19 protein-coding genes and 1 pseudogene are annotated in these 19,467 nt (G+C 38.0%); 16 read left to right on the top strand and 4 right to left on the bottom strand.

Annotation, left to right across the window (positions count from 1 at the left end):
- Window positions 1–18 precede the first annotated feature (18 nt).
- Entirely contained in the window at window positions 19–936 is a 918-nt protein-coding gene (locus G0028_RS03905) for an acyltransferase (protein ID WP_180047593.1), read from the bottom strand.
- A gap of 244 nt (window positions 937–1,180) precedes the next feature.
- Between G0028_RS03905 and G0028_RS03910 the strand changes: the two genes are divergently transcribed.
- The 11 genes from G0028_RS03910 to G0028_RS03960 all read left to right on the top strand — a co-directional run bounded on the left by G0028_RS03910 (window position 1,181) and on the right by G0028_RS03960 (window position 12,275).
- Window positions 1,181–1,813 (top strand): OmpA family protein, encoded by a 633-nt coding sequence (locus G0028_RS03910; protein WP_130074034.1) that lies wholly within the window; start codon window positions 1,181–1,183, stop codon window positions 1,811–1,813.
- A gap of 139 nt (window positions 1,814–1,952) precedes the next feature.
- Window positions 1,953–3,992, top strand: coding sequence for a UvrD-helicase domain-containing protein (locus G0028_RS03915; protein ID WP_180047591.1), 2,040 nt, complete (start codon window positions 1,953–1,955; stop codon window positions 3,990–3,992).
- Window positions 3,993–4,085: 93 nt separating this feature from the next.
- On the top strand, window positions 4,086–4,538 hold the full coding sequence (dut, locus tag G0028_RS03920; protein WP_130074032.1) for a dUTP diphosphatase: 453 nt from the start codon (window positions 4,086–4,088) through the stop codon (window positions 4,536–4,538).
- A gap of 211 nt (window positions 4,539–4,749) precedes the next feature.
- Window positions 4,750–6,177, top strand: coding sequence for a phosphomannomutase/phosphoglucomutase (locus G0028_RS03925; protein WP_180047588.1), 1,428 nt, complete (start codon window positions 4,750–4,752; stop codon window positions 6,175–6,177).
- A 26-nt stretch (window positions 6,178–6,203) separates the two neighbouring features.
- Window positions 6,204–7,112, top strand: coding sequence for an acetylglutamate kinase (argB, locus tag G0028_RS03930; protein ID WP_130074030.1), 909 nt, complete (start codon window positions 6,204–6,206; stop codon window positions 7,110–7,112).
- 169 nt (window positions 7,113–7,281) lie between these two features.
- Window positions 7,282–8,061 carry a GNAT family N-acetyltransferase gene (locus tag G0028_RS03935; RefSeq protein ID WP_180047587.1) on the top strand — a complete coding sequence of 260 codons (780 nt, stop codon included), beginning with the start codon at window positions 7,282–7,284 and terminating at the stop codon, window positions 8,059–8,061.
- A 99-nt stretch (window positions 8,062–8,160) separates the two neighbouring features.
- Entirely contained in the window at window positions 8,161–9,009 is an 849-nt protein-coding gene (locus tag G0028_RS03940) for a class II glutamine amidotransferase (protein ID WP_174493242.1), read from the top strand.
- Window positions 9,010–9,094: 85 nt separating this feature from the next.
- A protein-coding gene (locus G0028_RS03945) for an IS5 family transposase (protein WP_194088746.1) occupies window positions 9,095–9,917 on the top strand; the annotation gives its coding sequence in 2 pieces (ribosomal slippage) (window positions 9,095–9,475 and window positions 9,477–9,917; 822 coding nt in all).
- Between the two features lie 333 nt (window positions 9,918–10,250).
- Entirely contained in the window at window positions 10,251–10,706 is a 456-nt protein-coding gene (locus G0028_RS03950) for a bacteriohemerythrin (protein ID WP_130074027.1), read from the top strand.
- 154 nt (window positions 10,707–10,860) lie between these two features.
- Window positions 10,861–11,940: a hypothetical protein gene (locus G0028_RS03955; RefSeq protein ID WP_174493241.1), complete on the top strand. Its 1,080-nt coding sequence runs from the start codon at window positions 10,861–10,863 to the stop codon at window positions 11,938–11,940.
- On the top strand, window positions 11,940–12,275 hold the full coding sequence (locus G0028_RS03960) for an RnfH family protein (RefSeq protein WP_174493240.1): 336 nt from the start codon (window positions 11,940–11,942) through the stop codon (window positions 12,273–12,275). The genes G0028_RS03955 and G0028_RS03960 overlap by 1 nt, the downstream gene beginning before the upstream one ends.
- Window positions 12,276–12,359: 84 nt before the next feature.
- Here G0028_RS03960 and G0028_RS03965 read toward each other — a convergent pair whose 3' ends face one another.
- On the bottom strand, window positions 12,360–12,758 hold the full coding sequence (locus G0028_RS03965; RefSeq protein WP_130074024.1) for an outer membrane protein assembly factor BamE: 399 nt from the start codon (window positions 12,756–12,758) through the stop codon (window positions 12,360–12,362).
- A gap of 112 nt (window positions 12,759–12,870) precedes the next feature.
- Between G0028_RS03965 and fur the strand changes: the two genes are divergently transcribed.
- Complete coding sequence (gene fur / locus G0028_RS03970; RefSeq protein WP_130074023.1) at window positions 12,871–13,308, top strand: ferric iron uptake transcriptional regulator; 438 nt, start codon at window positions 12,871–12,873, stop codon at window positions 13,306–13,308.
- 74 nt (window positions 13,309–13,382) lie between these two features.
- Here the strand turns inward: fur and G0028_RS03975 are convergent, their stop codons facing one another.
- Together G0028_RS03975 and G0028_RS03980 are read right to left on the bottom strand one after the other, a co-directional pair.
- The gene (locus G0028_RS03975) at window positions 13,383–14,501 is read right to left on the bottom strand and encodes a PilT/PilU family type 4a pilus ATPase (RefSeq protein WP_180046112.1); all 1,119 of its coding nucleotides are present in this window, start codon (window positions 14,499–14,501) and stop codon (window positions 13,383–13,385) included.
- A gap of 25 nt (window positions 14,502–14,526) precedes the next feature.
- Window positions 14,527–15,564, bottom strand: a complete 1,038-nt coding sequence (locus tag G0028_RS03980; RefSeq protein WP_130074021.1) for a type IV pilus twitching motility protein PilT — start codon at window positions 15,562–15,564, stop codon at window positions 14,527–14,529.
- Between the two features lie 121 nt (window positions 15,565–15,685).
- On the opposite strand from G0028_RS03980, the gene G0028_RS03985 reads away from it, so the two are divergent.
- The 4 genes and pseudogenes from G0028_RS03985 (at window position 15,686) to G0028_RS04000 (ending at window position 19,160) form a co-directional block, all read left to right on the top strand.
- Window positions 15,686–16,375 (top strand): YggS family pyridoxal phosphate-dependent enzyme, encoded by a 690-nt coding sequence (locus G0028_RS03985; RefSeq protein ID WP_180046110.1) that lies wholly within the window; start codon window positions 15,686–15,688, stop codon window positions 16,373–16,375.
- 157 nt (window positions 16,376–16,532) lie between these two features.
- On the top strand, window positions 16,533–17,327 hold the full coding sequence (locus G0028_RS03990; RefSeq protein ID WP_180046108.1) for a thioesterase family protein: 795 nt from the start codon (window positions 16,533–16,535) through the stop codon (window positions 17,325–17,327).
- A 140-nt stretch (window positions 17,328–17,467) separates the two neighbouring features.
- Window positions 17,468–18,223, top strand: a pseudogene (locus G0028_RS03995) (hypothetical protein).
- Window positions 18,224–18,395: 172 nt separating this feature from the next.
- The gene (locus G0028_RS04000; protein WP_130074017.1) at window positions 18,396–19,160 is read left to right on the top strand and encodes a hypothetical protein; all 765 of its coding nucleotides are present in this window, start codon (window positions 18,396–18,398) and stop codon (window positions 19,158–19,160) included.
- Window positions 19,161–19,467: the final 307 nt, after the last annotated feature.

Genomic DNA, 19,467 nt, shown 5'->3' on the forward strand with positions numbered 1-19,467 from the left:
ATTGGTTTCTATCTGATTTTAGTTTTGATATTTTTGTTTCATCGAACTAATCAATTGATCTTTGTCTTGCCATAACTCATCGACCCAATGTTGAAATTTAGCACGGTATTCTGGATCTTCTTCATAGTCACCGCCCAATACCCATGTTGGAATTTCGATTTTACGTAGATTAACTACGATTCGTGGAACTTCACCGAGCCAAAATTCGCCATAGCCTGGTGCACCATCAGGATAGACAATGGTCATGTCAACCAGGGCATCGATTTGATCACCTAAAATATTCAATGCGAGAGCTAATCCGCCAGCTTTCGGTTTAAGTAAGTTACGATAGGGGGACTGTTGCTGTTGATGTTTTTCAGGGGTGAAGCGTGTACCTTCAAGATAGTTTAATAACGTAAAGGGTTGGCTCAATAATTGTTCACATGCTTTACGCGCTTCTGCCATGTCTTGATGTTTTAAGGCTGGATTTTTTTCGATTTGTGCTTTGCTATGACGCTTCATCATTGGAAAGCCTAAAATTTTAAAGGCTTGTCCCACAAAAGGAATAAAAATAAGTTCCCATTTGGTAAAGAAACGGGTCAGTGGCATACGGGTTAAGCCAAAATATTGATTGACTGTGGTATCGACCCAACTTTGATGATTACAGGTCATAAGGTAGCGACCTTGCATATTTAAGTCGAGATTTTGATCGACTGAAATCTCCCACTGTGTTTCAGGTAAGATATGGTCGATGAGCCAATTGTTGACACTTAACCAACTGTTGGTAATTTGAATATTGGTTTCATCAACTTTTTTAGATTGTTTAAAGAGTTTGGTTAATCCGAGTGCTAATACAGGTGGACCATGAAAAAAAGTACTTCCTGTAATCACAGAACCGACAGTAAAGCCTTTGCTTATTTTTTTTAAAAAAGGGTGTTTCTGCTGTTGAGATGACATAGAAAAGTCCTAAAAAAGAGTTTTATGTACGCATGACTGCTTTTAAATATAGTCGTTGTTTATGCAATTAAAAAGTCTGATTTCTTAACTATGTATAAATTATGATGAACTACACTGAAAATACTCGGTTATTTATTTCAAAATGTAACGAATTTGGATATTTTTAACAAAATGTCAATGGTTTAAGCGCATAATTTAAATCATTATTTCTAACATAGAAAAACACCAACCTTGGAGGCATGTAATGCGTGCACTTGTAATCTCAGCGGTAGTAGGGGCTTTGGCACTTTCTGGTTGCCAAAATATGGAATATGATAAAGCAGCAATTGGTACTGGCTTAGGTGCATTATTAGGCGCTGGTATTGCGTATTCAAATGCTGATAAAGATAAAATGGGTCAAGCTGCTGCAATTGGTGCAGTTGTTGGTGCAGGTGCAGGAGCACTGCTTGATCGTAAAGAAAAACGTTTACGTGAAGAGTTAGCGGGTACAGGTGTTGATGTAAACCGTAATCCAGATGGCTCAATCAATATGGTAATGCCAAGTGTAACTTTCGCGACAAACTCAGCATCAATTCAACCTAAATTCCAATCAGCGTTAAATGACGTTGCTCGTGTATTGGCTGAAGGTGGTACAGCTGGTAAATTAGCACTTGTTATTCATGGTCATACCGATAACACAGGTAATGATTCAATCAATATTCCATTGTCTCAAAGCCGTGCAAGTTCAGTATTGAACTATCTTGCGACTCAAGGTATTTCTGCGTCTCGTATGACAGCGAGAGGTTATGGTTCAACTTCGCCAGTTGCTGATAACTCAACAGCTGCAGGTCGTGAACAAAACCGTCGTGTAGAAATCACAGTTTATGAAACTAAATAATTATTGTTTCTAAATTGACTTAAAGAACCACCTTCGGGTGGTTTTTTATTTGTGAAAAAGCTTGCAAAAAAGCATGAAAAATTAGGCAAGATCGCTTTTGATGACTATAATCTAGCTCGAAGTTTTTAGAGGATGAACAATGTCAAAAGCAAGTCAGTTGAACGACAAGCAACTTGAAGCCATGAAGTATACTCAAGGACCCTTGTTAGTACTTGCAGGGGCAGGTTCAGGCAAAACTTCAGTGATTACCCGTAAAATTGCCTATTTGGTACAACAGTGTGGCATTCCTGCACATCGTATTACGGCAATGACATTTACCAACAAAGCTGCTCGTGAAATGAAAGAGCGTGTGGGTAAACTGCTGGGTAAAGAAGAAGGCAAAGGCCTTTCTGTATCGACGTTCCATACCTTTGGTTTGAATTTATTGCGTTTAGAGTTGAAGCATACGCCTTTAAAAAATAACTTTTCGATCTTAGATGCTGATGACTGTAAACGTATTTTGATGGATTTGATGCATCGCGATAATTTATCAGGTGCAGAAAGTAAAGATTTGATCGCCAAAGCCATGAAGAAAATTTCGGATTGGAAAAACGATCTGATTTTACCTGAGCAAGCGCACAATACCTGTGAAACCACAGAAGATGTGCAATTTGCCCATTTATATCAACTTTATGAGCGTAATTTACGTGCTTATAATGCCGTAGATTTTGATGATTTAATCGTGATGCCAACACGGTTGTTACAAGACAATGCCGAAGTACGTGACCGTTGGCAAAATCGTATTCGTTATTTACTGGTTGATGAATATCAAGACACCAACACCGCACAGTATATTTTAGTGAAATTACTGGTTGGTGTGATGGGGCAGTTCACTGCCGTAGGTGATGATGACCAATCGATTTACGCATGGCGTGGTGCAAAGCCTGAAAATATGGCATTGCTCAAAGAAGACTTTCATAATTTAAAAGTGATTAAGCTTGAACAAAACTACCGTTCAACCAGTCGTATTTTAAAAGCAGCAAACCATGTGATTGACAACAATCCGCATATTTTTGATAAAAAATTGTGGAGTGATAAAGGGCATGGTGAAGTCATTCGTGTTATTACTTGTCGTAATGATGATGATGAATCTGAACGTGTAGTGAAAGATTTACTAACGCATAAATTGATGAATGGGAAAAATTGGAAAGATTATGCGGTGTTGTATCGCGGAAATTTCCAAGCCCGTGTACTCGAAACCCAACTGCGTCAAATGCAAATTCCTTATAAACTTTCAGGTGGTCAGTCTTTCTTTGCGCGTGCTGAAATCAAAGACATCATGAGTTATTTAAGGGTAATTATTAACCCTGAAGATGACAGTGCTTTCTTACGCATTATCAATACCCCAAAACGTGCGATTGGTCCTGTGACATTGGAAAAATTGGGTTTATTTGCTCAAGAAAATCATTTATCACTTTTAGCGGCTGCAAGTGATCAACGTCTTACCATGGTGATGCCGAAAAAAGCGACGACACAACTGGCTGAGTTTGCAGGTTTTATTGAAGACTTTACCCGTGAACTATTAGATGATGATGAGCCTGTGCCGAAAATTCGTCAGATGATGAATGAAGCGGGCTATATTGATTATTTACGTGAATCTGCTGCCACACCTGCGCAAGAAAAAACCAAGTTGGATAATGTAGAAATGCTATATAGCAGTATCCAAAGTTTGATTAATCGTGCCGAAGATGTCGATGAAAAAAACATTGAAAGTGTGATTCGTAAAATGGTGTTGCTTGATATGCTTGAACAGCAACAGGAAGAAGAAGACACGGATAAAGTGAATCTGTTGACCTTGCATGCATCAAAAGGTTTAGAGTTTCCATTTGTTTATATCATGGGTTTAGAGGAAGAGTTGCTTCCGCATAAAAACTCGATTGCGGCTGAAACCATCGAAGAAGAACGCCGTTTGATGTATGTGGGGATTACTCGAGCACAACAGGGCTTGACCTTGACCTTGGCGGAACAGCGCAAAAATGGCGGACAAATGAAGCAAATGACCCCAAGTCGTTTTCTAGATGAGTTGCCACAAGATGAGTTGGATTGGTTAGGACGCAAGAAAAAGTTCGCTGAAAATGTCGATCCAAAACAGCAAGCACAGCATTATCTACAAAATTTAAAAGCGTTATTAAAACGTTAATATACCCTTTTTAGTTATTTTTTAAATCTCTCTGACCTGTGTGGGAATAAGAGAGATTTTTAGTTTTCATTGTGTTCAATATAGGATTTTAGTATGAAAGTGCAAGTCAAAGTACTTGATCAGCGTTTAGGTCAAGAATGGCCAATGCCAACATATGCGACAACAGGTTCAGCAGGTTTAGATCTACGTGCATGTGTAGATGAAGCGACACAAATTGAACCGGGTCAAACGGTTTTAGTGAAAACAGGTTTGGCGATTTATATTCAAGACCCAAGTTTTGCAGGCTTAGTATTACCACGTTCAGGCTTAGGACATAAGCATGGTATTGTTTTGGGTAATTTGGTCGGCTTGATTGATTCAGATTATCAAGGTGAATTGATGGTATCTGTGTGGAATCGTGGACAGACTACATTTACCTTAGAGCCTGGTGAACGTTTAGCACAATATGTACTTGTGCCTGTGGTACAAGCTGAGTTTGATTTAGTCAATGATTTTGAAGCGACTGAACGTGGTGCAGGTGGTTTTGGACATACAGGTCAGAATTGATCTACATTTGTAATTTTTTAGATAAAAAAGCCTGTTAATCAGGCTTTTTGTCATTTTTTCTCGTTTTGTAACCAAAAGTATATTTAAAATATGTTTTATATTTGCCTATAGTTATATCAACAATTTTAAATCATTTTGATTTTGTCCCCATTATAAAAAGGTGACTCTATATTGGTTATCTAAAGGGCGGAAGTCATTAGAAGTATTGCTTATGATCAATTCCTTAGAATTTCCACATCATATTTTTCGTGCATATGATATTCGTGGAAAAGTTGAATTATTAACACCTGAATTGGTTTACTGTATTGCGCAAGCTTTAGTAAAACAATATCAGCAACAACAACAAGACCAGATTGTCATTGGATATGATGCACGTTTGACGAGTCCAATTTTTGCCAAAATTATAGAAAATGTATTTTTACAACATCATTTTAAAGTGATTTCGATTGGCTGCTGTGCGTCGCCACAAATGTATTTTGCTGCAAGAAAAACACAGGGCAATGGCATTATTGTGACTGCGAGTCATAATCCTAAAACTGACAATGGGATAAAGTGGATTATCAATGCTGAGCCCCCTTGTCCTGATATGATTCAAGCAGTGGGTCAAGAAGCGAAGCATGTATTGGCACAACAAAAATCAGCAATGGTCGTGCCACAAGTCAAACCTGAAATCAAAACAGAATTTTGTACAGCCTATCAAGCCGCAATTTTACGTGATATTTATTTAAAACGACCCTTGAAAGTGGTGATTGATGGTTTAAATGGTTCGGCAGGATTTTGTTCACATATTATTTTGAAAAAACTTGGCTGTGAAGTGATTGCTTTACGCTGTAATGCCGATGGTAATTTTCCTGATCATGCACCTGATCCATCTCAAGCGACACATTTGGAATTATTACGACAAAATATTTTAACTCATCAAGCTGATCTTGGGATTGCACTGGATGGCGATGGCGATCGTGTGGTGATTTTAGATGAAAATGCGCACATTATTTCTGCAGATCGTTTAATGGCTTTATTTGCACAGATTTGTCTGCGTGCCAATCCACATCGTGAAATTGTTTTTGATGTGAAATGTTCTTCTATGGTACGTGAAACTATTGAAAAAATGGGGGGTAAAGCCACCATGATTCGTACGGGCAGTAGTTTTTTACGCAAATATTTAACCCAATCTAAAGGGCAGGCTGTTTTTGGCGGCGAATATGCAGGGCATTATGTATTTAATGATGGACGTGGTCTAGGTTACGATGATGGTATCTATGCAGCGTTGCGTGTAATGGAATATTTATGTGAATCGCCCAAGGAAACGACGTTATCGCAAGTGTTGGCAGCTTATCCTGAACGTTGTTATACCGAAGATACTTATATCAGTACGCATAGTACGAATCCTAAAAAAGTGTTGAGTGAAATTGAACAATTGAGCACAGGTTATGGTGCAGAATTGATTAAAATAGATGGCATTCGACTTGATTTTGATCATGGATTTGGCATTATTCGAGCATCAAATACGGGTGAGTTTTTTACAGTACGTTTTGATGCCGACAATCCATCACGTTTAGATGAAATTCGACAAACATTTGCGTCTATGTTGCATGATCATTATCCTATGATTGCTCAAGACATTTTGAAAGCTCATTAATATCATTTCTACATGGGAGAGGCGTAATGCCACATCAACATACTGGCACTGACAAAGCGCAAATTTTGACAGAAGCGTTACCGTATATTCAACGCTTTTCAGGTAAAACGCTAGTCGTGAAATATGGTGGCAATGCGATGACTGATCCTGCTTTGGAAAGCTCATTTGCACGTGACATCGTGTTGTTAAAAACGGTAGGGATTAATCCAATCGTGGTACATGGTGGCGGTCCTCAAGTTGATTCATTTTTAAAACAACTCGGTCGTGAATCTGACCGTATCGATGGGATGCGTGTAACCGATCCTGCAACGATGGAAGTTGTAGAAATGGTCCTTGGCGGTAGTGTGAACAAATCTATCGTAAATTTGATCAATAAACATGGTGGTCGTGCTATTGGTCTCACGGGTAAAGATGGTAATTTATTACGTGCTAAAAAACTATTGATGGAAAAAATCCAGGAGGATGGTTCAGTACAACACATTGATTTAGGGTTAGTCGGTGAAGTGACTGGCGTTAAAACCGATGTTTTAGAAATGTTTACCCAAAGTGATTTTATTCCTGTCATTGCACCTTTAGGTGTCGATGAAGAGGGTAAAACCTATAACATTAATGCCGACTTGGTTGCAGGTAAAGTGGCTGAAGCTTTAGGTGCTGAAAAGCTTATTTTACTGACCAACATCACTGGTGTTTTGGATGAAAATAAAAATCTGTTAACAGGTTTGTCTACCCAAGAAGTTGATCATCTGATCGATACAGGTGTGATTTATGGTGGCATGATTCCAAAAGTTGGTTGTGCTTTAGATGCTGTGAAAGGTGGCGTGGTGAGCGCACATATTGTGGATGGACGTGTGCCACATGCAACGCTATTGGAAATTTTTACTGATCATGGGGTCGGTACTTTGATCACCAACCGAACAAAGCCAAGCGGTGCTTAATCCTTTAAAATCGTCAACTGAAGAAGCCAGTGTTTAAACTGGCTTTTTTATGATGAAAATTTAGCTTCTATTGAAGACACATGTATTTGTTTTTGAATGGTCATCAATTAGTCATTCATTTGTCATTTAGATTCTCTAGTGTGATGAAAAGCACAAGGAGTTCTAAATTATGTTTGCAAGATTAAATCAATACAGACAAAACATTAGCTTCCCATTAACTCGTGCTAAAAAAGCACAATTACATTATAAATTTGAATGGGCAGAAGACATTAAACAACTCAAAGAGATTCAAAAGTTTCGCGCAGAACAATTTTCACAACAATTTGGTATCCAATTTGAACATGGTTTAGACCAAGATTTATATGACTTAGATTGTCATCATGCTGTTTTGCGTGATAAATGGAGCAATGAAATTGTTGCTTATACTCGTTTAAAATTGGTACAAGGCGATGATTTAGCAAATAGTTATAGTGCTCAAGAATTTGATATTTCTCAATTTTCACATTTAAGCAATATTGTTGAAATTGGACGCACCTGTGTACATCCGCGCTATCGTAATGGTAAGGCATTGTCGATTTTATGGTTAAATTTAGTGCCGATGGTGCTTTGGAAAATGAAAGCTAAACATTTAATGGGCTGTGTTTCGATTCGCTTAGAAGACAATAAAGCACGTGCCTATTACACCCATCAATTTATTAAAAAACTAGATCAAAGCCAAACCATTCATGTTCCTGCACGACCGAGTTATGAACCGATCCATCCTGAGTTTAGTTTTCCACAAGATGAACGTATTCCAAAATTATTTGATGTGTATTTGAAAATGAAAGCTCGTTTGTCACAACAGGCTTACCATGATGAACAATTTAATTGTTTAGATTATTTTGTCTTTTTAGATGTCAATGAAATTGCCAAGCATTTTGTGCTCAATAAAATGGTCAATCGTTCATAATATAAGAAAAGCACATTTCGTTTGTAAACATTCAGATTTGCAAGCGAAGTGTGACTCATGCACAATATTCACATAATGATCATGTTCAAATAAAAGATTATGTGCCAATTACTCGGAATGAACTGTGCAACACCAACAGATATTACGTTTTCCTTTCGTGGGTTTTCTCAACGAGCAGGAATAACATCTGATCATTCAGATGGTTTTGGCATTGCCTTTTTTGAAGACAAAGCCTGTCGTTTATTTGTGGATAATCAATCTGCAGTTGAATCTCCGATTGCAGAGTTGGTTCGTAATTATCCGATCAAGTCACGTAACGTGATTGCACATATCCGTAAAGCAACACAAGGCAAAATCACTTTAGAAAACTCACATCCTTTTGTCCGTGAGTTGTGGGGGAGGCAGTGGATTTTTGCTCATAATGGTGATTTACATCATTTTAATCCAAGACTTTCGGGGCGTTTTACCCCTGTAGGCAATACGGACAGTGAATTATCCTTTTGTTATTTATTGGATAAACTAGTAGAAAAATTTGGTTATCATGAACCCTCTTTAAATGAGATTTTTGCTGCACTTCTAGAAATCTCTCCAAAAATAGCTGAACACGGTACATTTAACTTTTGTTTATCGAATGGGCAGGCTCTTTTTAGCTATGCGACTACAAAACTGCATTGGATTGTGCGTGAATATCCGTTCCAACCCGCAAGTCTGATTGATCTTGATGTTGAAGTTGATTTTAGTGAAGTCACGACACCTGAGGATCGGGTTGCAGTGATTACCACTGAACCTTTAACCAATAATGAAGTGTGGCATGCATATCAAGCGGGTGAAATGATTTTATTTCAAAATGGACAACCGATTAAACAAGCACTGACTGTCGTTGAACGTTTGCAGCGTGAAGCGAAAGATCCAAGTTTAAAACGTGTTACGAAAGCGGATCAATATTAATTAAATAATACTATCATAGGGGTGTGTATTATTTTTTTTTCAATAGACCTCTTGCGAAAGTAAAAACTGCCTCAATATAGATTTCATGAAATATCAGAAATTAAACCGTTTTTCAGATTCTGAATTCCAGCGCTTGGTTGGCGTACCTCGACCAGTTTTTAGTGAAATGGTCGAAGTTTTAAAAGAAGCAGAATCACTTAAAAAGAAATCTGGGCGTCCTCATACTTTAGCTATAGAGGATCAATTGTTATTAACACTCAATTACTTACGGAATTACAGCACTCAATTGGAATTGGCTGTAAATTACCATATCGCTGAAAGTAATGTGAATCGAACTATTAAAAAGGTTGAAGATGCATTAATGAAATCAAGACGTTTTACCTTGCCCAAACGAAGCATTACCACAGCAAACGAACAATTTAACTGGGTCATTATTGATGCTACAGAATGTTCAATAGAACGCCCGAAAAAAAAATCAGAGTAAGTTCTACAGTGGTAAAAAGAAGAAACATACGTTAAAAGCTCAAGTGATCTATCATCCGAAGAGCAAACAAATCATAGGAGTAGATATATCGTCTGGCAGTCAGCATGATATTAAATTGGCAAGAAAAACAGTTAAGAAATTCAAACATTGTGACTATGTTATAACCGATTTAGGGTACTATGGGTTAGAGCAAGATGGCTTTAAATTATTGATGCCAATAAAGAAAAAGAAGAATTTCCCCTTATTTGATGCTGAGAAAAATTACAATAAAATGATTGGAAAAATACGAGTTGTAATCGAACATATTAACAGTCAATTGAAAAGATTTAGAATACTAAGTGAACGCTATCGAAATAGACGAAAAAGATTCGGTTTACGCATTAACTTAATCGCTGTACTGGTAAACCGAATGAACTTGCAATAACGACTTTCGCAAGAGGTCTAATATATTCTGATATTGTTTCTGCTTAAATAAATATTATCACTGATATTTATTTAACTTTTTCTTGATTTATTAGCTTATTTTAAGAAATCATATTTTATATATAATATTAAAATCAAACTATAGATTGGTTAAAAAATACTTTATTGTTTTACTTGGCATTATATTAAATATTAATACAAAACAGTAATTTATGTTTTTTTGTATAAAAAATAGTGAATCCCGACTAATCTGATTGATTTTTATTTGTTTTTTAAAGGTTTATGATGTAGCTGAATGATTGTGAAAATATTTTAACTTGTGTGGGGCAATGCGATGAAGATGAAATGGCTTCCTGAATATAATACAGGGATAGAGGTTATCGATGATCAACATAAACGCATTTTAGATTATATTAATGATTTGCAAAATGTTGATATTGTCTCTGATCGTGCACAAGTTAAAGAAGTTTTAGATAATATTATTGATTATACGCAATCACATTTTACATTTGAAGAAAGTTTGCAAGAAGAAGCAAATTATAAATATCGTGTACCCCATAAACGCGTACATGATTTATTTATTAAGCGTATCGAGGGTTATCGCCAAGATTTTCAAGACGGTAAATCGATTGAAAATGAGTTAAGTGAAGTCTTAGCAAAATGGTTGATTAACCATATTCAACACGATGATGCAGATTATGTTGGGGCAGTGAAACATAATATGATGGGGATTATTCGTGAAAATGAAAAGAAAAAAGGCAAAAACTGGTTTCAACGCTTTTTCTCTTAACTCTATTAATTGAGATAATAAAAACTGAAATAAAATGAATAAGATTCTTATTAGCGCAGCAAACCAGAGGTTTTGGTTTGCTTTTTTTATGCCTAAACTTTGATTTTCACTGAGGACAAAGGCAAAATAGCAGCACTTTATTACGAAACACCTCATGCAGGATTATTCTATGTCACGATGGTTATCGCCGCTCATGGCATTTTGTCTTTCATTTATGATTATTGTTGGCTTAGCGCCAAGTCTCGATATTCAGTTTGATCGACAAATTGATTTTTGGTTATTGTGGTTAGCAACTATGCTGCTTTTGGCATTGCCAATCACCTATTTAGAAATTGCACTTGCAAAACGTTCGAAACAAAGTCCGCTTGCCGCTTTGGCTGCTTTGACACGTGATGCTGATGCTTCACAAAAATGGCGCATTGTGGGGTGGCTTTCCGTCGTATTTATTCCATTTCTTGCAGGCGCAATTGTATCTAATATCACTGTGAATGCTTTGCAAAGTGTACAGTTAAGTTTACAAGCCAATGTATTCTTTGTGATCTGTGCGGTGGTGGCATTTGCATTGTCATTTTTATCTCGTCAGATTTTAGTCGTGTTGACGACATTGGCTGTGATTGCTTCTTTGATTGTAGCAAATGTATTTGGTACAGCCTTACAGCCTTGGCATGTCACCGCTATTGAATTTAAGGAGTGGGGTAATGCAGCGATTTTGGCATTGGTTGCGAGTGGCTTAGGACTAGGTTTGTATTGGCAGACGAACACCTTGCATGCAAAAGAAAGTGCTGCAACGGGTGTTGTACTGCCAATTTGGTTGGCACAGTTAATTGCTGTCATTGCTTTTGGTTTCTTTGCTGTATCCGCACAAATCCCTGCATATACGGTATGTTTTGCCGCAATAGCAAGTGCAGCCTTGTTATTACAATTGGCAAAAGAGCAGTTAAGCCAACGTCAAATTGCACCTGTTTTACAGTTTGTGATTGTGTTGGTGGCATTGTTGGTATGGGCAATTCCAAATATAGCTGTGATTTTCAATCCAATCTTGATGTTATGGGGTTTAGTGATTTGTTTAATCTATGCAATTTTTGTGGGTTGGATCATGAAGATCAGTCATTTGCGTAAAGCAATGAATTTCAGCAATGAGGCATTTTATAATATTTGGCGTATCGCGGTGCGTATTGTGTCACCTTTAGCGATTGTGCTTGCAATCATTGCTTTAGTGGGACAATTGTTCTAATGACGCTGGATCGAACATCTAAAGTTTGGGTGGCATATGCTACTCAAACGCAGCAGTTTCATATCGCTGTTGCTTTTCAAGAGGGTATGACGGCTTTGGATGCAATTGTACAAAGTGGCATCCAAGCGCAGATTGAGTTACCTGAGAAATATCAGTTGGGTATTTTTGGGCTAAAGATCGCGGATGAACACCAGTTGCTCCAAGCAGGGGATCGGGTGGAAATTTATCGTGCATTGACCATCAATCCGAAAGATATTCGCCGTAATCGCGCCAAGGCAAATCCTGTTGGACGCTATTGTCGTGGCAATCGTTATCGCCAATTATTATCCAAATAGTACTTTATTTTGTTGATCGCTTAAAACTATCTACTTGATAATAAAAAACCCCTAGCTAAGGGGTTTCTTTTTATTCTAAATTGACTATAGTGGAGGCGCATTCAAAATTGCTTCTTTGGAAGCAGGCAAACCAGGTTGAGATTCTGGGATCGTCTCTAATCCTTCAATATTAGACACAATTCCTGACTCATTAAAATATATTTTTAAGTGTTGCCCATGTGCTGCTGGAATTTTTGCTTTTTTCGCGTAAGTTCCAGGGATGTAGTTGTAAATGTAGTCCCAACGTAGTGGATTTAATGGATCTGTTACAGTTGGACTGCCTAGCAAAAAGCGGACTTGTTGATAACTCATACCGACTTGAACTTTTGAGGCCTGGGCTTGGGTGAGTGGTGTTCCTTGTGGAATGTCTACCTTATAGACACCGAATACTGAACATCCACCAAGTAAAGAAGCGACGAATAACGTCAGCATGATTTTTTGCATTTTGCTACACTATCCCAAATTAATTATGATGCAATTGATCTATGGATAGATCATACTGCATCTCAAGACTGTTGCATATTCCAACTTAAAATTTGTTGAGAGACCCTTTTATATGCCTATTTCAAATCAGGATTTACGCAAAGCTGGACTTAAAGTTACCCTACCACGAATCAAGATTTTGGAATTATTAGAAAATTCAAGACAACATCACTTGAGCGCGGAAGACATTTATAAAACATTACTTGAACAAGGTGAAGATGTGGGTCTTGCGACCGTATATCGTGTGTTAACACAATTTGAGGCAGCTGGAATTATTCAGCGCCATCATTTTGAAAATAATCACTCTGTTTTTGAAATCATGCAAGAGGATCACCACGATCACCTTGTGTGCCAAAACTGTAATAAAGTAATTGAATTTACAAATGATATTATTGAACATGAGCAGCATAAAGTTGCTGAGCAATACGGTTTTAATCTTACAGGACATTCATTAAACCTCTATGGTTATTGTGATGAACAAGAATGCCAAGAAGCATTTCGTAAGAAATAAAATCACATAAATACAACAAATTAAAAAAGGGAGCTAGTGGTTTAGCTCCCTTTTTACACGCTTTTAAAAAATGATTATTGACCGTCAAAGGTTAGTTTGTTGTTGGCATTCAATAACTGTGCACCACCTTCTTCATCAAGCTTAATCTGTAGACGTAAGTCATTTGGTGAGTCTGCATGTTTTAGCGCATCTTTATAGGTAATTTGACCTGCTTTATAAAGATCAAATAAAGCTTGGTCAAAGGTTTGCATACCCAATTCACGTGAGCGTTTCATTAAATCTTTGATTTCATGTACATCACCTTTACGGATCAAATCTGAAATTAATGGCGAGTTAATGAGAATCTCAATTGCCGCACGGCGTGAATTGCCATCTGGGGTTGGGATGAGTTGCTGCGCAATCATGGCTTTGAGGTTTAAGGACAAGTCCATAAACAATTGACTATGACGGTCTGATTCAAAGAAGTGAATAATACGATCGATGGCTTGGTTGGCGTTATTGGCATGCAGGGTTGCAAAGACCAAGTGACCTGTTTCAGCAAAGGCAATCGCATAATCCATGGTTTCACGAGAACGAATCTCACCAATCAAAATGACGTCAGGTGCTTGACGTAAAGTATTTTTCAGTGCGACTTCAAAAGAGTCTGTATCAATGCCTACTTCGCGTTGGGTGATAATACAGCCTGCATGTTCATGTACGAACTCGATTGGGTCTTCGATGGTAATAATATGACCTTTAGAGTTTTGATTTCGGTAACCGATCAATGATGCCAAAGAGGTCGATTTACCTGTACCTGTTGCTCCTACAAAAATGATAATGCCACGCTTGGTCATGGCGAGATCTTTTAAGATTGGTGGTAGCTTTAAATCTTCCATGGTCGGAATCGTGGTTTCGATTCGACGTAAAATCATCCCTGGTTGATCACGTTGCTGAAATGCACTGACACGAAAACGTGCAGTTTTGTCTTTGTTGACAATGGCAAAGTTGCACTCACGCGTTTCGGCAAATTCTTTACGTTGTTTATCATTCATGATTGAGTGAATAATTTGCCCGACCAATTCTCCAGTCAATTTAGTTTTGACCACAGGAACAATTTGACCATTAATCTTCATTGATGGTTCAACATCGGCAGTAATAAACAAGTCCGATGCCTTTTGCTCAATCATCATATTAAGCAAATCATTAAAATCCATTCTAATTCCCCAAATTTACTTTTTCTTATAAGAATGATTCTGGCTGTTTTGCCGCAGTACGTGCCACTTGTGCGCTGATCGTGCCTTTAGAGACCAATGTTTTTAAACTTTGGTCGAGTGTGGTCATACCGTAGTTGGCACCTGTTTGAATCGCAGAATACATTTGTGCGACTTTATTTTCACGGATCAAGTTACGAATCGCAGGTACACCGATCATAATTTCATGTGCAGCCACACGCCCACCGCCATTTTTCTTCAGTAGGGTTTGTGAAATCACGGCTTGTAAAGATTCAGATAACATGGCACGGACCATGTCTTTTTCTTCAGCAGGGAATACGTCAATCACACGGTCAATGGTTTTTGCCGCAGAAGTGGTATGGAGCGTACCAAAGACCAAGTGACCTGTTTCAGCAGCAGTTAAGGCTAAACGAATGGTCTCAAGGTCACGCATCTCACCGACCAAGATAATGTCAGGGTCTTCACGCAGTGCTGAGCGTAGTGCTTCATTAAAGCCGTGTGTATCACGATGGACTTCACGTTGATTGATCAAGCATTTTTTAGACTGGTGTACAAACTCGATCGGGTCTTCTACCGTTAAAATATGATCATAGCGGTTGTCATTGATATAATCGAGCATCGCAGCGAGGGTAGTTGATTTACCTGAACCCGTAGGACCTGTGACCAACACGATTCCTCTTGGATAATCACAAATGTCTTTAAAGATTTGCCCAAGACCTAAGTCTTCCATAGTCAAAACTTTAGATGGAATGGTACGAAATACCGCACCTGCACCGCGATTTTGGTTAAATGCGTTGACACGAAAACGTGCCACCCCTGGGACTTCAAAGGAAAAGTCAGTTTCGAGTTGTTCTTCATAATCACGGCGTTGTTTATCATTCATAATGTCATAAACAAGACGGTGTACATCTTTATGCTCAAATGCAGGTAAGTTAATACGGCGCACTTCACCATCGACACGAATCATGGGTGGCATACCTGCTGATAAGTGTAAATCTGATGCACCATTTTTAACGGAAAATGCTAGTAGTTCTGTAATGTCCATAATGTCCCCAAAGTAAAACCTATTTACTTAATTATTTTGTAGAATGATAAGGCTTTCGTTCAGCATAACCAACATTTGATGAACAAGAAAGCTGAAATTTTTTTAAATGAGACCACTGCCCATGAATGATTTAACACAAGCCTATAAGATTGTCCTTGAACAGATTGAACATGCTTGTCACATTGCTCAACGTGATGTGGATGAGGTGCAATTATTGGCGGTGTCGAAAACACATCCAAGTGAAATGTTAAAAACAATGTATGATATGGGGCAACGTGCATTTGGTGAAAATTATTTACAAGAAGCGTTAGATAAAATTGAACAATTACAAGACTTAGATATTGAGTGGCATTTTATTGGTCATGTACAACGCAATAAAACCAAACATCTGGCAGAGAAATTTGCATGGGTGCATGGCGTTGACCGTTTAATGATCGCGGAACGTTTGTCGAGTCAAAGAACAGTGGCGCAAGTACCACTCAATATTTGTCTTCAAGTTAATATCGATAATCAAGACAGTAAAGATGGTTGCCAACCGAGTGAAGTTGAAGAATTGGTACAGCACATCAGTCAACTTCCGCACTTAAAACTACGGGGCTTAATGGTGATTCCTGCACCGAATAATACACAGGCATTTGTTGATGCAAAACAATTGTTTGAGCAAGTCAAATTACAACATGCGCATCCTGAAGATTGGGACACTTTAAGTATGGGAATGTCAGGGGATATGCAAGCTGCTATTGCAGCAGGTTCAACGATGGTACGCGTGGGAACGGCTTTGTTTGGTGCACGAGATTATTCAAAACTGTGATAGAAACGTGATAAAAGTATATGAAAATACTGAACTATAGGGTTCAGTATTTTGCTGAAAATTGGACATTTCTTGCTAAATTGAGTACAAAAATATAGCGATTTAATTGTATAAATTGCTGTAAAAATATTTTAAAGATCAAGCTGCAGGGAAGAAGATGTCGAGTTATTATCAGTTATTAAAACGTTCAGTCGATGAACAAGGCGTGGTCACTGCACATTACCAATCTACGCTTCATGCACAAGGTGCATGGAATGAACATGAACAGCATATGGCACCTGCGACAGGAATTATCTGTGCTGAACTAGAACAATTCTCTCCACGAGATGATGTGCGTATTGGACGAATCAGTTTAGATATTTTTGGACTCATTGCAGGGGGTGAATTTAGCATCACCACTAAAGTCATTCGAGGTGGAAAAACCATTGAATTGGTTGAATCTGAAATGGTAGCTCAAGGCAAAGTCTGTATCGTGGCAAGAACATGGCGCATGATGACCAATAACAGCCAAGATGTTGCAGGTTTAGAAGATCAAAAAATTGGAACGCCAGACAACTTACCCATTTGGCATGACATCCGTCAGTGGCCGGGAGGCTATATCAAATCTATTGAGGCGCGTACAGAACAGCGCCGTCAAGGTGCAGGCATCGTGTGGTTAAGTAATGAATTAGATATGGTGGAAGGTCAAGAAACCACAGCATTTGTCAAATTGATGGGTATGGTTGACACCGCAAATGGGATTGTTGCACGACAAAGCCCTCCATTTACATGGGGCTTTCCAAATCTAGACTTACAAATTCATTTATATCGTTTACCCCAAGGTAGATGGTTAGGTTTAGAAACAGTGCAACAGTATGGTGAGGATGGAATTGGCTTAACCAGTTCCGTATTGCACGACATACATGGACCATTTGGACGTAGTGAGCAAATTTTGACATTACGACCATTATAAAAACGTCGTTGAAAGATTTTTAAATCTTAGCCAATAGGATAAAAATTATCCTACAAATGACTACAGATTACTGGTTTCACATCTGTTTATATGAAGTTAAATCATTTTTTACATAAAATAATTGAATAACAGGATGACAGATGATGAAGCCATATTATTTATTGTCTTTGCTTTGGGTTGGATTACTTGCGGCATGTACATCACAACCTGTTCAGCAGTAGCCAAACAGCCATGCAGAATACTCAGCCAAAGCCATTCAAACCGAGAGTAGCAGCAATCTTATTGATGCGAGTCAACAGCTAGGCACAAAATGGGGTGATGATGTCAGTTCTTATGTGCAACACGTCAACTTAAAAAGAGGGGCGAATCAGCCCGTAGATGAAACGCAAGTTCGCTATGCAGATCAACAATTTTCAGGACGTCGTATTAACAGTATTTCATTGGCATCTGGAAAAATTAGTTTTTCGATATTGGATGATCATGGAAGAACATTAGCATTATATAGAGAAGGACAGCGTTATTTTTTATCAGGTCAAAATGGGCAAAGTTACCAATTGCATTATAACAATAGCAGTGCACAAACATTTGAAATTGTTGCAAGTGTAGATGGTTTAGATGTACTGGATGGTCGTCAGGCATCTCGACAAAAAAGTGGCTATGTATTAAGACCTTATAGTTCAATATCGATTGAGGGATTTAGGAAAAGTAATCGTGCTGTGGCATCATTTACTTTTAGTGCACCACAACAATCTTATGCAGCAAATAGTACCTATGGTTCAATTCAAAATACTGGGATCATTGGCACAGTGGTTTATGAATTAAAAGTACCAAAAGCTGAACGATCAGTACAAAATGATGGTTATGCACCTGCACCAAATGCATTCCCTGCGGACTAGTTTTTATAATGTTATAATGTTACATAAATACAAAAAATAAGCATTAGAGAAAATGAAATATTCAGGTTATGCTCAGCTTGATAATAATCCGAGTGCCTTAAAAATGACTATTCAATTGAAAATAATCAATTTCGAATAGATGCCCAGTCATCTTTGAAAAAAGGTCATCATGATGAAAATTATAAATTATTTTTTATGTTTACTGATGTGTGTATTTCTTGCCGCATGTGCGAAGAAAACAGAAGAAAATAGTACACAGCCCTCAACACGTAGTGAAACAACCAGTGCAGATGCTGCTGCGACTGATGCCAATAATGATGTTGCAAGTGATGAAAAACTCGGAACCAAATGGGGCGATGAAATTGACTCCTCCGTGACCGAGGTCGATTTAAAACGTAAGTCAGATTCTCCGATTGCAGAAACCTTAGTCCGTTATGCCGATAAACAATACCAAGGCAAACCGATTCAAGGAATCTCAATTGCAGGGGGTAAAATTAGCCTGACGATTATTGATGATCGTGGGGAGAATATTCCTTTGTATCGCGTAGGTAGTAATTACTTTTTGGCAGGACGTGAAGGACAAAGCTATCAACTCCATTATGAAAATAATACCAGTAAAACATTTGAGATCGTGACGAGTGTGGATGGTGTGGATGTGATTGATGGTAGTACAGCATCACGCAGTAATTCAGGTTATGTCTTACATGCCCATGATACTTTAACCATTGAAGGCTTCCGTAAAAGTGCCGACGCAGTGGCTTCATTTACATTTGGAAAACCTGAAGAATCGTATGCAGCAAACTCGGACAATGGTTCAATTCAAAATACAGGGATCATTGGTACAGTGGTCTATGAGTTAAAAGCACCAGAGGAAGAGCAGAAACAGACCAATAAATATGCACCGCCACCGAATGCATTCCCAGCAGATCGTGATTGAAAAGACACGAGAGTTAAGGTGTTTTTTAAAAGTAGAAAATACCTTTAATAAAAACATAATGTTATGAAGAAATGACCACGTTGCTTTTGGGATTATTTTTTAAATACGACAACTGTATTTGCGCATGGTCATGAAGATTCATTGAAAAATCTTATTGCAACACAAGCAACAACAGAAGAATTTCTTAGCAATTATGACGTGACTTTAGATGCATTAGAAAAAAATTGAAGGTTGGAAGATCAAACCTGATGAAAGTTAGGCATGTATAAATCATATGATGCAAAAATGGCAAACAACAGGTTGCCAT

The organism is Acinetobacter piscicola, assembly GCF_015218165.1.
GTDB lineage: Bacteria > Pseudomonadota > Gammaproteobacteria > Pseudomonadales > Moraxellaceae > Acinetobacter > Acinetobacter piscicola_A.

Bases quoted from the DNA above. Each gene is read 5' to 3' on its own strand.
- G0028_RS03905 (WP_180047593.1), bottom strand. From the start codon at position 936: ATGTCATCTCAACAGCAGAAACACCCTTTTTTAAAAAAAATAAGCAAA.
- G0028_RS03910 (WP_130074034.1), top strand. From the start codon at position 1,181: ATGCGTGCACTTGTAATCTCAGCGGTAGTAGGGGCTTTGGCACTTTCT.
- G0028_RS03915 (WP_180047591.1), top strand. From the start codon at position 1,953: ATGTCAAAAGCAAGTCAGTTGAACGACAAGCAACTTGAAGCCATGAAG.
- dut (WP_130074032.1), top strand. From the start codon at position 4,086: ATGAAAGTGCAAGTCAAAGTACTTGATCAGCGTTTAGGTCAAGAATGG.
- G0028_RS03925 (WP_180047588.1), top strand. From the start codon at position 4,750: ATGATCAATTCCTTAGAATTTCCACATCATATTTTTCGTGCATATGAT.
- argB (WP_130074030.1), top strand. From the start codon at position 6,204: ATGCCACATCAACATACTGGCACTGACAAAGCGCAAATTTTGACAGAA.
- G0028_RS03935 (WP_180047587.1), top strand. From the start codon at position 7,282: ATGTTTGCAAGATTAAATCAATACAGACAAAACATTAGCTTCCCATTA.
- G0028_RS03940 (WP_174493242.1), top strand. From the start codon at position 8,161: ATGTGCCAATTACTCGGAATGAACTGTGCAACACCAACAGATATTACG.
- G0028_RS03950 (WP_130074027.1), top strand. From the start codon at position 10,251: ATGAAGATGAAATGGCTTCCTGAATATAATACAGGGATAGAGGTTATC.
- G0028_RS03955 (WP_174493241.1), top strand. From the start codon at position 10,861: ATGCAGGATTATTCTATGTCACGATGGTTATCGCCGCTCATGGCATTT.
- G0028_RS03960 (WP_174493240.1), top strand. From the start codon at position 11,940: ATGACGCTGGATCGAACATCTAAAGTTTGGGTGGCATATGCTACTCAA.
- G0028_RS03965 (WP_130074024.1), bottom strand. From the start codon at position 12,758: ATGCAAAAAATCATGCTGACGTTATTCGTCGCTTCTTTACTTGGTGGA.
- fur (WP_130074023.1), top strand. From the start codon at position 12,871: ATGCCTATTTCAAATCAGGATTTACGCAAAGCTGGACTTAAAGTTACC.
- G0028_RS03975 (WP_180046112.1), bottom strand. From the start codon at position 14,501: ATGGATTTTAATGATTTGCTTAATATGATGATTGAGCAAAAGGCATCG.
- G0028_RS03980 (WP_130074021.1), bottom strand. From the start codon at position 15,564: ATGGACATTACAGAACTACTAGCATTTTCCGTTAAAAATGGTGCATCA.
- G0028_RS03985 (WP_180046110.1), top strand. From the start codon at position 15,686: ATGAATGATTTAACACAAGCCTATAAGATTGTCCTTGAACAGATTGAA.
- G0028_RS03990 (WP_180046108.1), top strand. From the start codon at position 16,533: ATGTCGAGTTATTATCAGTTATTAAAACGTTCAGTCGATGAACAAGGC.
- G0028_RS04000 (WP_130074017.1), top strand. From the start codon at position 18,396: ATGAAAATTATAAATTATTTTTTATGTTTACTGATGTGTGTATTTCTT.